12 protein-coding genes are annotated in these 13,742 nt (G+C 61.7%); 6 read left to right on the top strand and 6 right to left on the bottom strand.

The window, feature by feature from the left end:
- Nucleotides 1–27 precede the first annotated feature (27 nt).
- Both qcrC and ctaE read right to left on the bottom strand, forming a co-directional pair.
- Nucleotides 28–813, bottom strand: coding sequence for a cytochrome bc1 complex diheme cytochrome c subunit (gene qcrC, locus HU144_RS12865; RefSeq protein WP_198396145.1), 786 nt, complete (start codon nt 811–813; stop codon nt 28–30).
- A 57-nt stretch (nt 814–870) separates the two neighbouring features.
- Nucleotides 871–1,509, bottom strand: a complete 639-nt coding sequence (gene ctaE, locus HU144_RS12860) for an aa3-type cytochrome oxidase subunit III (protein WP_442862658.1) — start codon at nt 1,507–1,509, stop codon at nt 871–873.
- A gap of 216 nt (nt 1,510–1,725) precedes the next feature.
- Between ctaE and trpD the strand changes: the two genes are divergently transcribed.
- A complete protein-coding gene (gene trpD / locus HU144_RS12855) occupies nt 1,726–2,847 on the top strand; it encodes an anthranilate phosphoribosyltransferase (protein ID WP_235351648.1) in 1,122 nt (373 codons plus the stop codon).
- Here the strand turns inward: trpD and HU144_RS12850 are convergent.
- The 3 genes from HU144_RS12850 to HU144_RS12840 are packed head-to-tail and all read right to left on the bottom strand — an operon-like array spanning nt 2,815 to nt 5,863.
- A complete protein-coding gene (locus HU144_RS12850) occupies nt 2,815–4,560 on the bottom strand; it encodes a DEDD exonuclease domain-containing protein (protein ID WP_235351647.1) in 1,746 nt (581 codons plus the stop codon). The genes trpD and HU144_RS12850 overlap by 33 nt on opposite strands.
- A 59-nt stretch (nt 4,561–4,619) precedes the next feature.
- Nucleotides 4,620–5,042: a hypothetical protein gene (locus HU144_RS12845; RefSeq protein WP_235351646.1), complete on the bottom strand. Its 423-nt coding sequence runs from the start codon at nt 5,040–5,042 to the stop codon at nt 4,620–4,622.
- A 29-nt stretch (nt 5,043–5,071) separates the two neighbouring features.
- Nucleotides 5,072–5,863 carry an alpha/beta hydrolase gene (locus tag HU144_RS12840; protein WP_235351645.1) on the bottom strand — a complete coding sequence of 264 codons (792 nt, stop codon included), beginning with the start codon at nt 5,861–5,863 and terminating at the stop codon, nt 5,072–5,074.
- A gap of 86 nt (nt 5,864–5,949) precedes the next feature.
- Between HU144_RS12840 and HU144_RS12835 the strand changes: the two genes are divergently transcribed.
- Together HU144_RS12835 and HU144_RS12830 are read left to right on the top strand one after the other, a co-directional pair.
- Nucleotides 5,950–6,729 (top strand): lysophospholipid acyltransferase family protein, encoded by a 780-nt coding sequence (locus HU144_RS12835; protein ID WP_235351644.1) that lies wholly within the window; start codon nt 5,950–5,952, stop codon nt 6,727–6,729.
- A 239-nt stretch (nt 6,730–6,968) separates the two neighbouring features.
- Complete coding sequence (locus HU144_RS12830; RefSeq protein ID WP_328284292.1) at nt 6,969–7,550, top strand: MerR family transcriptional regulator; 582 nt, start codon at nt 6,969–6,971, stop codon at nt 7,548–7,550.
- 331 nt (nt 7,551–7,881) lie between these two features.
- Here HU144_RS12830 and HU144_RS12825 read toward each other — a convergent pair whose 3' ends face one another.
- A complete protein-coding gene (locus tag HU144_RS12825) occupies nt 7,882–8,694 on the bottom strand; it encodes a ParA family protein (protein WP_198396152.1) in 813 nt (270 codons plus the stop codon).
- A 175-nt stretch (nt 8,695–8,869) separates the two neighbouring features.
- On the opposite strand from HU144_RS12825, the gene HU144_RS12820 reads away from it, so the two are divergent.
- The 3 genes from HU144_RS12820 to HU144_RS12810 are packed head-to-tail and all read left to right on the top strand — an operon-like array spanning nt 8,870 to nt 13,665.
- Nucleotides 8,870–12,271: a pyruvate carboxylase gene (locus HU144_RS12820; RefSeq protein WP_235351643.1), complete on the top strand. Its 3,402-nt coding sequence runs from the start codon at nt 8,870–8,872 to the stop codon at nt 12,269–12,271.
- A complete protein-coding gene (locus HU144_RS12815) occupies nt 12,264–12,770 on the top strand; it encodes a peptide deformylase (protein WP_235351642.1) in 507 nt (168 codons plus the stop codon). Before HU144_RS12820 ends, HU144_RS12815 begins: the two co-directional genes overlap by 8 nt.
- A 40-nt stretch (nt 12,771–12,810) precedes the next feature.
- Nucleotides 12,811–13,665, top strand: coding sequence for a 3-hydroxybutyryl-CoA dehydrogenase (locus tag HU144_RS12810; protein WP_198396155.1), 855 nt, complete (start codon nt 12,811–12,813; stop codon nt 13,663–13,665).
- Nucleotides 13,666–13,742 lie beyond the last annotated feature (77 nt).

The raw sequence follows: 13,742 nt of genomic DNA, 5'->3' as shown, positions 1-13,742 counted from the left end.
GGTGATTACTGAACGACATTGACTGACTCACTTTGCCCTGGACGACAGCCATACTGTCAGTCCGATGACTGCGCTGAGGCCGAAGAACCAGATGAAGAGGCCTTCAGCCACCGGTCCCAGGGACCCCAGCTTGAAACCACCGGGCGAGGGAGTATCCGACACCTCTTTGACATAGGCGATCACATCGCGCTTGTCATCGGGAGTCAGGTTCGCGTCGTTGAAGATTGGCATATTCTGCGGACCGGTCTGCATCGCTTCGTACAGGTGCTTCTCGGAGACATCCGCCAGGTTCGGTGCGTATTTGCCTCGGGTCAGAGCACCGCCGGCGCCGACCACGTTGTGGCACATGGCGCAGTTGGTGCGGAAGAGACTGCCGCCTGCAGCAGGATCACCCTTGGACGCATCGAGGTTTTCGTCCTCAGGGACGGCTGGGCCAGGACCCAGCGAAGCGACATAGGCAGCCAGCTGAGCTGTCTGCTCTTCGTCGAACTGGGGTTCTTTGACGCGTGCCTGCGGACCATTGGACTGCAGCGGCATGCGCCCGGTTCCGACCTGGAAGTCAACTGCTGCTGCACCAACTCCGATGAGACCCGGTCCGGCCTTCGAGCCCTCGCCGCTGAGTCCGTGGCATGTTGCACAGTTCGCAGCGAAGAGCTTCTTGCCTTCGTCGACATCCGATGCGCTGGCAGTATCTGCTTTAGCGCTCGATGTCTGAGTGAAGAGTGCGTAGGCTCCGCCAGTCATCAGCAGGCCCACCAAGAGCAGCACAACCAGTGCCATTGGATGCCTGCGGCGATCTGCTAAAAGCTTCACGTGATCGTCCTTTGCTTTAAATGTTGTACGTCCGAATGGCCGAGCATCTCGAGCCGACTACTGAAGGAGGTAGATGACTCCGAAGAGACCCACCCAGACGACGTCGACGAAGTGCCAGTAGTAGGACACGCAGATCGCGAATGTGGCCTCATGATGACCGAACTTCTTGGCTCCGTATGCTCGTCCGATCACGAGCAGGAAGCAGATGAGTCCGATGGTCACGTGAATACCGTGGAACCCGGTGGTCAGGTAGAAGACGGAACCATAGCCATCGCTGTTGATGGCGATGCCCTCGCTGACCAGGGTGGCGTATTCCATCACCTGGCCGGAGACGAAGACCGCGCCAAGGAGGAAGGTGAGGTAGAACCACTCGACCATTCCCCATTTGGCGATGTTGAACAGAGAGCCCGTCCGGCGGGGACGGAACTTCTCCGCTGCGAAGACGCCCAGCTGGCAGGTGAATGAAGACGACACCAAAATGAGCGTGTTGCCGAGCGCGTATGGAATGTCGAGGACCTCGGTCTGGGTCTCCCATAATTCCGGCACGACGGATCGAATGGTGAAGTACATGGCGAAGAGCGCGGCAAAGAACATCAGGTCGCTCGCGAGGAACACGATGAAGCCCACCGTGGTCACATTCGGACGATTGACAACCGGATGTGCTGGCGCTGTTTGAGATGCAGTGGCAGTTGACACAACCCCATTATTACTCGTCTCGGGGTGAGTTTTCATCTTTTACCCAGCTTTCGGTGAATATTTTTCTACACGGTGTAGCGAAAACCTTGATTTGGTGCCGGAATCTCGTATTCGGAGTACCTGGCCCCCGCGTGTCGAAGACAGGATAGGATGCCGCAGGTAAGTTCCATCTCGTAGTCAGAGGTGGTGGAAGTCCCTTAAGGAGAGTTCATTCGGATGACGGAGACACCGCGTACGACAAGCCCGGAAACACAGGATTCCGGGCTCCGAACCACACCCCAGGGCACCACCTACAGCTGGCCCGATCTGCTTATGACGCTCATGCACCAGCAGGATCTCGACGAGGCCGCCGCCGCTTGGGCAATGGACCAGATCATGTCGGGTCAGACGCCCGATGTGACAATGGCCGCATTTCTCGTGGCACACCATACAAAGGGTGAGACCGTCGCCGAGATAGCCGGTCTGGTCTCCGCGATGATGGACCACGCCGTGCCGCTGCCGGGTCTTGAAGATTCGGTCGATATCGTCGGCACCGGCGGCGATCGGGCGAAGACTGCCAATATCTCCTCAACTGCAGCGATGATCATCTCCGCGAGCGGGCGGCGCGTCGTCAAGCATGGCAACCGTGCAACGTCGTCGGCATCCGGCTCCGCCGATGTGCTCGAAGCTCTAGGAGTCCGCTTCGACATCACCCCGGAGCAGACGGGCATCATCGCGAAGGAAGTCGGCCTGGCATTCTGCTTCGCCAACGTCTTCCACCCGTCGATGCAGTTCGTGGCGGCAGTGCGTCGTCAGATCAGCGTCCCGACCGCGTTCAACATCCTCGGACCGTTGACGAACCCGGCCCGTGCCCGTCACACCGCGATCGGTGTCGCTGATGCTCAGATGGCGCCTTTGGTTGTCGGCACCTTGGCCAAGCGCGGTCACCAGGCAGTCGTGTTCCGTTCCAGAGATGGGTTGGACGAACTGAGCAACACCGATGTCAACGATGTGTGGGAGATTCGTCACGGAGAGGTCGAACACATGACCTTCGATGCCCTTGACCTGGGCTTTGAACGTGTCACAAAGAACGATCTGCGTGGCGGTGGGCCCGAACAGAACGCTGAGATCACTCGATCGGTGCTCAACGGAGAGAAGTCAGCGGTGCGCGACATCGTACTCATCAATACAGCGGCGGCACTTGTTGCAGCCGATGAGTCTGCTGTGGGCAGCCTGACTGAGCGAATGGCGGCGAAGCTGACCATTGCAGAGGAAACGGTTGATGCCGGCCTCGGTGCACAGAAGCTCGACCAACTCATCGCGGTCTCACACAGGGTCGCCGAGACCAACCGTCCCTGATTCCTGCGCGTGGAAGTTGGCCCCGGTGCGGGAGAGCGACCAAGCTCCCCGCATCGAGGTCAGCGTAGCCGTCTGCAGCCAATGGGACAGGAGCCTGGTCTCTTCCGGCAGAGAGTCAGATGCTGCCGGAAGCTTCCCTGGCGCAGGAACCCATTCCGCGGTCGCGTGAATGGCAACGAAGACCTCGTCGATTCCCCGCGAGCCATGGGAGTGTGCAGCGGCTGCCAGCTTCCCGTGTCGGATGACGGCGAGATCGAACCCTCCCTCGGGCCCCGGAGCGTACGCATGGACCTCAGGAATATCTCGCAGAGCACGAACGGACTCTGCCCGTGCGGCGTTAGCCAGACCTGAACGCATGGCATCGCGCACCTCGGCGGCCGTCTCATATCGGGCTTCGGTGGCCAATCTCGACATTCTCTGCGTACACAGATTGCGCAGCGTTGAGAAATCACCGTCCATGACCGCGAACAGATCGCTGATATCGGCCAGGTACGCCTGCCTGTCGGTCACGCCGGCGCAGGGACCTCCGCACTGACCGACCTGGGAACTCACGCACGGGCGGTGCGATCCGAGATTGGCGGAGGTGATCTTCGCCGTGCATCGTTTGACGGGATAGAGGGTGTCGAGAAGCTCCTTCACCGCTTGGGCCGTCTTGCGTGACCGGAACGGGCCCATCGGCGTTGCTGGCGACTTCTCCAATGCGGTGTTCGAACGGACGACCGACAACCTCGGATACGTCTCGTCGCTGAGAACGATCCAGGAATTGCGTTCGGGATTCTTCGACCGACGGTTATACGGCGGGGCGAGCTCTCCGATCAGGCGAATCTCTCTGACCTCGGCCTCGAGCGCATGCGCGCATGGCAGACAGCTGACCTCCTGAGCTGCTGTGATCATCTCAGCCATCCGACCGCGGTTCTCTGAAGCGTTGAAATAGCCCCGGACTCGGCGCAACATATTTCCGGATTTGCCGATGTAGAGGACTCGGCGAGTTCCATCGAGGAACATGTAGACGCCTGGTTCGGCCGGAACTCCCTTGGCAAGATGAGATTTTGCTTGGCGTTTCGCCCATCCGGACTGGCGCACCGTGGCCAGCTCTTCGAGAGTTGTGATGCCATAGCCGCCGAATCGCTCCAGCACCCGATGCAGCAGCTCTCCGGTGGCCTTGGCATCGGAGAGTGCCCTGTGGTCGGGGGAGACCTCGGTTCCGAAATGAGCGGCGAGAGTCGACAGTTTGTGATTGCGGACCTCATCACGACTCACTACTCGCCGAGACAAGGTGACGGTGTCGAGGACGGTCGGCTGAGGCCAGTGGTAGTCGAGCTTTTCACACGCGGAGCGGAGGAAGCCGATGTCGAAGGGAGCATTGTGCGCAACCAGGACCGCACCGACGCAGAACTCCAGAAAGCTCGGCAGCACAGAGCGGATCGAGGGAGCATCATCGACCATGGCGTGTGTGATGCCGGTCAGTCGCGCCACGAACGGGCTGATCACTGATTCCTCGGGCTTGACCAGAGATTGAAACTCTCCGAGAACCTCACCGCCGCGCATCTTGACCGCACCGATCTCCGTGATCTCCGACTTTCCGGCAGTTGTACCGGTTGTCTCCAGGTCGACTATGACGAAAGTGACCTCGTGGAGGGGAGTGCCAAGACTGTCGAACGACAGCTGCGAGGAGGCGATTGCTGACGGCGCTCGGTCGAATGGGGTGGACATGCGCCCCAGTCTTTCACTCGCCCATGACACAGGAGACGGCCCGGAGTTCGACTGCGGCATCAGACCGAGGCGCCGTTGTCCTCGTCGGGCGAACGGTTCGTCGGGAGATGAAAGAACAGGCCGACTGCCCCACCGAGGCCGACTGCAATGCCGATCAACAGAAACCAGCCGGGCAGTGGGCGGAAGAAGATCACACCGAGAACCAACAGGAGGACAGCGCCGAACGTCGCGACCACAGAGAGCATCAGAGTCGGTGAGGCGGTGCGCCAGCCGATGGGTTCCGCCGGCCCAGGCTCCCAGCCCTCTTCCTCTTCGAGTCTCTCTCTGACCTCTTCAACAGGGATATCACCCATCATGGCGCTGGGCTCGGCTATCTGATTGACGAGATCCTCCCAGTGACTGTCACTGATGCGCGAAGAATCACCGAGCCGCTCGGACTCGGGAACCTCATCACGCCAGTCCTCGTTCTTCTCGTCGTCCATGTTCTCTATCAGCAATCTTCTCGGTGTCTCTATTCCCCGGTTCCGGGGGTTCCTGCCGCGAAACGATCGGCGGATGTCGCCTTGTCCAGGATCGCCTCGGCGATGATGCCCGCGTCATTGTCCAAGGTGGCTACGTGCCGGGATCGACGCAGAGATAGGATCGTCGGTCGCTGCGGCAGACGCGACCGCAAGGTTCGGAGGGTCCGCGGCCCGACCACGCCGTCGCGTCCGGAGACGAAGAGAGTGACTGGGCATTCGATCCGCCAGAGGTCCTCGCGGAGAGTTCTCTGTGCCGAAGCGAACGAGGCGATAGCGGCAACAGGGGTGCGATCATAAGCATATTCGCAGCGATCCGGATGTGCGATGTCGCCGGCGATCGCCGGCACAGAGGCAACCACATGCTTGAGGACGGGCAGAAACGGTGTCAGAGGGGAATCGATGTAAAGGGCAGGATTGACCAGCACGAGCTCGTCGGGAGGGGAATCCCCAGCGCCCAGCGCCAAGGCCAGGGCACCGCCCATTGACAGGCCGGCCACCACCACCCGGGAATGAGTTCGAGACAGTGCCTGAAGCTCCGCCTTCGCTGCGTCGAGCCATTCGGCCCAGGGCGTGGAATTGAGGTCCTGCCACCGAGTGCCATGGCCCGGAAGCAGCGGCACGCTGACGCTGAATCCATGATGGCTCAAGCTCCGGGCGATGGGGAACCACGCGGCCGGAGACCCGGTGATCCCATGGAGAAACAGCACCGCAGACGCAGAGTCCTGGACGATCTGCCGGTAAGGTGCAGTCGGCACCGATTGTGGTGAGTAGTCGATCTCCATAGGTTCAGCATGGCATGAATGTGCGTTGACGGTGTCGATATATGATGTCCGAGGACGACAAAGAGTCGTAACAGGGAAGGGTGCTCGTGTTCTACTGGTTTCTCAAGCGAGTCGTGGCCGGACCCATTCTGCGGATCCTCTTCCGTCCCTGGGTGCGTGGGTTGGACAACCTCCCGTCTGATGGGCCTGCGATCATCGCGGGAAACCACAATCACTTCATGGATTCGATCTTCGTCCCCCTTCTGGCACCTCGGCCTGTCGTCTATCTGGCGAAGAAGGACTATTTCACTGGTCGCGGCCTCAAGGGCACCGTCACCCGGTGGTTCTTCAAACTCAACAACCAGCTGCCGATGGACAGAGCCGGAGGCTCCGGCTCGCAAGCCTCGCTGGAATCTGGGCTCAAGGTTCTGAGAGAGGGAAACTCTCTGGGCATCTATCCGGAGGGCACACGTTCACCGGACGGCAAGCTCTACCGCGGCCGCACGGGCGTCGCCCGCCTGGTCCTCGAATCTGGTGCCCCAGTGATTCCCGTTGCGATCATCGGCACCGACAAGATCCAGCCCCCTGGACGCCTGATCCCGAAGTTCCGACGCGTCGGAATAGTCTTCGGATCCTCCATGGACTTCTCGAAGTACGAGGGCCTTCCGAACGACCGGTTCCTGCTGCGCTCTGTCACCGACGAGATCATGTACGAGATCATGCGGCTCTCCGGCCAGGAATACGTCGACAAGTACGCGTCGACCGTCAAAACGAAGCTCCTGACCAGCGCCAAGCCCAAAAAGGCCGAGGATCGGAAGCCTGAGGATGACAAGCCGCAGGGATCCACCGGCGCCAAGGACGACCAAGGACAGCCCGAGACCGAATGAGCGGACTCCCGGAGGGATATCGAACGGTCCGTCTGAGCGTGAATCTCGTGTTCGAATACTGCGATAACGGCGACACGCACAAATTGTTACCTTGAGGTGTTTGTCCTGGAAGGCCCGGGAGAATAGCTTGGAGATGTTGAATCCCACTGTAGGTTCGCTGAGAAGAGAGCTAGAATGGTTATGTTCTCTGCTCTTCAAAGCGACCTCGCTTCCCCCAGGGACTATAAGGAGGAGTCGGTGTGAACCGCTCAAGTCATGAAAGCGTCGAGCCGACGCCAATACCACCAGCCGCCCAAGGACTGTTGTTCGACGACGATCTGCCAGTCCTCGATGAAGAGGCCGGCTACCGCGGTCCGACCGTGTGCAAAGTCGTCGGCATCAGCTACCGCCGGCTCGACTATTGGGCGCGCACCGACCTGGTGACTCCGTCGATTCGCAACGCCACGGGATCGGGCAGCCAGCGACTCTACAGCTTCCGTGACATCCTCGTCCTCAAGATCGTCAAGCGGCTTCTCGACACCGGCGTCGGACTGCAGTCGATCCGCACTGCAGTCGACCACCTGCGCTCGCGCGGTGTCCGGGACCTCTCCCAGATCACTCTGATGTCCGATGGGGCCAGCGTCTTCGAATGCACCTCACCCGATGAGGTCGTCGACCTTCTGCAGGGTGGACAGGGCGTCTTCGGCATTGCCGTCGGGCGTGTCTGGAATGAGGTCGAAGGCAGTCTCTCCGAACTGCCGAGCGAACGTCTTCCCGAAGATGACTCCGCGGTCGTCGAAGTGGATGAGCTCGCACAGCGAAGAGCACAGAAGCTCGGCTGAAAGGCTGATCGCCCGAATACCGGGCAGTCCCTGACCGGGACACCATGGGGGATTGATGAGTGTGGCCCGTCCGAGAGGACGGGCCACACTCATATTCATCAAGAAGAATCAGACTTCGCGGACAGCCATCTCGGCTTCACAGCAGAATCGGATTCACAACAGAATCGGTATCCCAACACCTCAGGTAGCCCAAATCTGTCGATGCCCCAACGTGAACGGGCCGAGAGTCCTATGACTGAAGAGTCTGAGGCTGAAGGGAATGAGCAGGAAGAGCGGCGGACGATCCAGCTGTCACAGGACGTGGCGTTCGATGCCTGCTGCTTCTTCGGTCCTACTGTTTCGGGGCGTTGCGCGAACGAATGTTCTCCGAGCGCAGAGCGCGTTCCAGCAGCGAGTCGAATGAGGTCGCAACTTCCTCTGCCGGCTTCCCGGGCCACGTGTGAATCGGGCGGGCAGAACCCTGAGCCTGCTGCATCACGGCACGTTCGGCCAAAGGCGGATTGAGCACCAATGGCCCGAACATCTCCCGCATCTCACTGACGCGATAGTCATGTTCGTTCGAACCGGCGCGAACCCGGTTCACCACGAGACCCAGCGGCTGGATGTCCGAGGTTCCTCGCTGGCGCAGTTCGTCCGCCGCCCGCAGCGCACGATCCGCGGCTGCCACGGAGAACAGGCTGGGCTCGGTCACCACTGCAACCCGATTGCTGGCCGTCCACGCGGTGCGTGTGAGCCCGTTGAGGCTTGGCGGACAGTCGATGAGAACCAGCCGGTACCCCTTGGCGACGCGACTCAATGCGTCTTCAAGGCGCCGGAGGTACCTTTCCGACAATGAGGGTCGATCGAACTCCGCAGCTCTGGGGGAGCCGGAGATCACGTCGAGCTGGCCGAGCTTGTCACCCACCCACCCGGAGGGGATGATCGCCTCGGACAGGATTTTCTGGGACTTGGGGGCAGCGAGCACATCGGCGATATCGACACGTGTCGACGTCGGGACATCAAGGCCGGTCGACGAGTCCGCTTGTGGATCCATGTCGACGACCAAGGTCGGAATTCCACGGTTGTATGCGGCCGAGGCAAGACCGAGTGTCACGGACGTCTTACCGACTCCGCCTTTGAGGCTGCTGATACTTAGGACAAGCACCCTCCTACGTTAACGTATCCAACCGGGCTGAGCAGTCACGACCACGCCGGGCGTGGCACCAGAGTCGAAATCAGACCCCCTGTATTCGAGTGCTCTGGGTCACTTAGTAGAGTTGTTCCTCGACAGCCCGTCGACTATCGCCTCTAGGCGATCGATACAGAAGTGAGAGACACAGATGTTCTCTAAAGTTCTTGTGGCAAATCGTGGAGAGATCGCCGTTCGCGCATTCCGTGCAGCGTACGAACTCGGCGCCTCCACTGTCGCTGTTTTCCCCTATGAGGATCGGAACTCCGAACACCGAATGAAGGCCGATGAGGCCTACATGATCGGCCAAGAAGGCCACCCCGTTCGTGCGTACCTCAGCGTCGAAGAGATGCTGCGCGTCGCCAAGGAATCGGGAGCCGACGCCATCTACCCCGGCTACGGCTTCCTGTCGGAGAACCCCGACTTGGCGCGAGCCTGCCAGGAGGCAGGAATCACCTTCATCGGCCCCAAGGCCGACGTGCTCGAACTCGCCGGCAACAAGGTGCAGGCTCTGACGGCCGCACGCAATGCCGGTATTCCCGTACTCGACTCGACGCGTCCCTCCGCTGACATCGCTCAGCTGCTGGCCGACGCGGACTCCATGGAGTACCCGCTCTTCGTCAAGGCTGTGGCCGGTGGCGGCGGACGCGGAATGCGCCGGGTCGCCGAATCCTCACAGCTGGAGGATGCGCTCAAGGCGGCGATGCGCGAAGCCGAGGGCGCTTTCGGAGATCCCACGGTCTTCATCGAACAGGCCGTGCAGCGTCCGCGTCACATCGAGGTCCAGGTCCTTGCCGACAACGACTCGAATGCGATTCATCTCTTCGAACGCGACTGCTCCGTCCAGCGTCGTCATCAGAAGGTCGTCGAGATCGCCCCGGCGCCGAACCTGGACCCGGCCATCGCCGACGCACTGCACGCTGATGCTCTGAAGTTCGCTGCGGCACTGGGCTACCAGAACGCTGGAACCGTCGAGTTCCTCCTCGAGACCGACGGCCCGCGCAAGGGTCAGCATGTCTTCATCGAGATGAACCCGCGCATTCAGGTCGAGCACACGGTGACAGAAGAGATCACTGACGTCGATCTGGTCGCGTCTCAGATGCGCGTCGCAGCGGGGGAGACCCTGGCTGAGATCGGCCTGGCTCAGGAGGACATGCGAATCAAGGGCGCCGCCCTCCAGTGCCGCATCACCACCGAGGACCCGGCGAACGCCTTCCGTCCCGACACTGGAACCATCACTGCCTACCGCTCTGCCGGCGGTGCCGGTGTGCGGCTCGATGGTGGAACAGTTCACGCCGGAGCCGTAGTCAGCGCGCACTTCGACTCGATGCTGGTCAAACTCACTTGCCGTGGTCGCGATTTCGAGCAGGCGATCTCTCGTGCACGACGGGCCCTGGCCGAGTTCCGGATCCGCGGCGTATCCTCGAACATCGGGTTCCTGCGGGCCGTGCTCGAAGATGAGTCATTCATCGCCGGAGATCTCGCAACCTCATTCATCGAGGAGCGCCCACATCTGCTCGACGCTCGGGTCAGCGCGGATCGCGGTTCGAAGATCCTCGACTACCTGGCCGACGTCACCGTCAACCGTCCCAATGGCGAGCCCCGCCTGCGCATTCGCCCGGGGGAGAAGCTTCCCGATATCGATCTCGACACGGATCCGACGCCGGGAAGTCGCGATCGACTCCTCGAGGTCGGCCCGACCGGTTTCGCTCAGGCACTGCGGAGCCAGACTCCGTTGGCCGTCACGGACACCACCTTCCGCGACGCTCACCAGTCTCTGCTGGCTACCCGCGTGCGCACCCGTGATCTGCTGGCCGTCGCCGGGCATGTGTCCCGGATGACGCCGGAGCTGCTCAGCATCGAAGCCTGGGGAGGTGCGACCTATGATGTGGCGCTGCGCTTCCTCGGCGAGGATCCCTGGGAGCGATTGGCAGCACTGCGCTCTGCTGTGCCCAACATCAATCTCCAGATGCTGCTGCGCGGTCGCAACACCGTCGGCTACACTCCGTACCCGACCCAGGTCACCGATGCCTTCGTCGATGAGGCTGCGCGCACCGGCATCGACATCTTCCGCATCTTCGATGCCCTCAACGACGTCGAACAGATGCGACCGGCCATCGAGGCAGTTCGCGCCACGAACACCACCGTCGCCGAGGTTGCCCTGTGCTATACCTCCGACATCCTCGATCCGCGAGAAGAGCTCTACACGCTCGACTACTACCTGAAGCTCGCAGAAGAGATTGTCGCGGCCGGTGCCCATGTGCTCGCGATCAAGGATATGGCCGGACTCCTTCGCCCTGCCGCTGCGACGAAACTCGTCACGGCGTTGCGGGAGAACTTCGACCTGCCCGTCCACGTCCACACCCACGACACCGCCGGTGGCCAGTTGGCCACGCTCTACGCTGCAGCTGCAGCCGGTGCCGACGCGGTCGATGCGGCATCTGCCGCCATGGCCGGGACCACCAGCCAGCCGAGCCTGTCGGCTCTGGTGGCAGCGTTTGAGAACACCGAACGCGACACCCAGATCAGCCTCAACGCGGTCAGCGACCTCGAACCGTACTGGGAGTCCGTCCGCAAGGTCTATGCCCCGTTCGAATCCGGACTGGCCGGACCGACCGGCCGTGTCTACCGCCACGAGATTCCGGGCGGACAGCTGTCCAACCTGCGTCAGCAGGCCGTAGCGCTGGGTCTGGGGGAGCGGTTCGAGGAGATCGAACGCATGTACGCGGCAGCGGACGCGATCCTGGGCCACCTCGTCAAGGTCACACCCTCGTCCAAGGTCGTCGGCGACCTCGCGCTTCACCTCGTGGGCGCCGGTGTCGATCCCGAGGAATTCGCAGAGAATCCGGACAGGTTCGACATTCCGGACTCGGTGATCGGCTTCCTCAACGGCGACCTCGGCGATCCTCCAGGCGGATGGCCCGAGCCGTTCCGCACGAAGGCCCTGGCAGGGCGCAAACACAAGGCTGTCTCCGAGGACCTCCCGGCAGAGGATGCTGCTGCCTTGGAGACGCCTGGCGCCGCACGTCAGGCCAAGCTCAATTCGCTCCTGTTCCCCGGACCGACCAGGGAGTTCGAGCAGATGCGAGCCAACTACGGCGACCTGTCCGTCGTTGAGACCTCGGAATACCTCTACGGTCTGACTGCGGGCGAGGAGCACGCGGTGGAGCTGTCGAAGGGCAAGGACCTCCTCATCGGGGTGCAGGCAATCAGCGGCACCGACGAACGCGGCATGCGATCGGTGATGTTCACCCTCAACGGTCAGCTGCGCCCGCTGCAGGTTCGCGACCATGCAGTCGAAAGCGACGTCAAAACCGCGGAGAAGGCCGATCCGTCGAACTCCGGCCACGTGGCCAGCCCGTTCGCCGGCGTAGTCACACTGCAGGTCGCAGAGGGGGACCGGGTCGAGGCCGGCGCGACAGTCGCGACGATCGAGGCCATGAAGATGGAGGCCTCCATCACCACTCAGACGGCGGGCACCGTCTCCCGAATCGCCATCGGCAACGTCCAGCAGCTTGAAGGCGGCGACCTCGTCGTGGTCATCGATGGCTGAGCGCGATATCCGCCTGTGGGGTGATCCGGTGCTGCGCAGTACGTGCGCACCGGTCACCGTCTTCGACGAGGGGCTCAGGGCCTTGGCCCAAGACCTCGTGGACACGTCTCTGCCGGAAGGGCGGGCCGCTGTGGCGGCACCGCAGATCGGTGTGGGCGTGCGGGCATTCGGCTATGATCTCGACGGTCGCACGGGGTATGTCGTCAACCCCGAGGTCGTCGAGGTCGCAGGTGAGCTGCGCGACATCGAGGAAGGATGTCTCTCGGTTCCCGGTCTGTTCTTCCCCACACCGCGCTACGAGTTCGCTCGTGTGCGCGGTGTGGACGCGGAGAACTCACCGGTGGAGCTCTCCGGCACGGAGGTCTTCGCGCAGATGCTCCAACACGAGGTCGCGCACCTCGACGGTCAGGTCTACGTTCAGACCCTTCCTAAGGAACGTCGGCGAGAGGCGATGAAGGCCATTCGCGGTTCCGATTGGTTCCTCGCCAGGCAGCCGTGACACACATGACGAACAGATACTTCAACAGAAGGAGCAGCAGATGAGCATTCAACGCACCGCAGTCATCGGAAGCGGACTCATGGGAGCTGGCATCGCCGAGGTGCTCGCGAAGTCAGGCCTCGACGTCATCGTCCGCGAGATCAACGACGAGGCCTCCGCAGCCGGCCGTGCTCGCATCGAGAAGTCAATGGCCCGTGCAGTCGAGAAGGGCAAACTCGATTCCGAGGCTCGTGACGCGGCTCTCGGCAGGTTGAGATTCACCACCGACATCGGCGAACTCTCCGATCGTCAGCTGGTCATCGAGGCCGCGAGTGAGAACGAGGACATCAAGAAGTCGATCTTCGCCGAACTCGACAAGGTCGTGACAGATCCTGAGGCGATTCTCGCTTCGAATACGTCATCGATGCCGATCATCCGGTTCGCGCAGTCGACCTCACGTCCGGAGCGCGTTCTCGGGGTCCATTTCTTCAATCCGGCCCCGGTCCAGCCGCTCGTCGAGGTCGTCTCCTCCGTGCTCACCTCCGATTCGGTGCGTGAGACGGTCACGGAGTTCGTCGCCGAGGTGCTCGGCAAGAATCCGGTCCAGGCCCAGGACCGTCCCGGGTTCATCGTCAACGCGTTGCTCATCCCGTACCTGTGCAGCGCAATTCGCATGCTCGAGTCCGGGTTTGCCACCAAGGAAGACATCGATGCCGGAATGGTGGGCGGCTGCGCTCACCCGATGGGACCGATCAAGCTCGCCGACATGGTGGGTCTTGATACGTGCCTGTACGCAGCTGAGAGCATCTATACGGAGACCGGCGATCCTGCTGCCAAACCACCGGTGCTGCTCTCACGCATGGTCGATGCCGGCCTGCACGGAGTCAAATCCGGTCGCGGCTTCTACGAGTACTGAGACCAGAGGCTCCAGCACAGACAAAGAACTCCTGGTCGGTGATTGCACCGACCAGGAGTTCTTTGTATTCAGGCTGC

The organism is Brevibacterium sp. UCMA 11752 (assembly GCF_021532235.1).
GTDB classification, from domain to species: domain Bacteria; phylum Actinomycetota; class Actinomycetes; order Actinomycetales; family Brevibacteriaceae; genus Brevibacterium; species Brevibacterium antiquum.
This window is presented reverse-complemented; position numbering and strand designations above follow the sequence as displayed.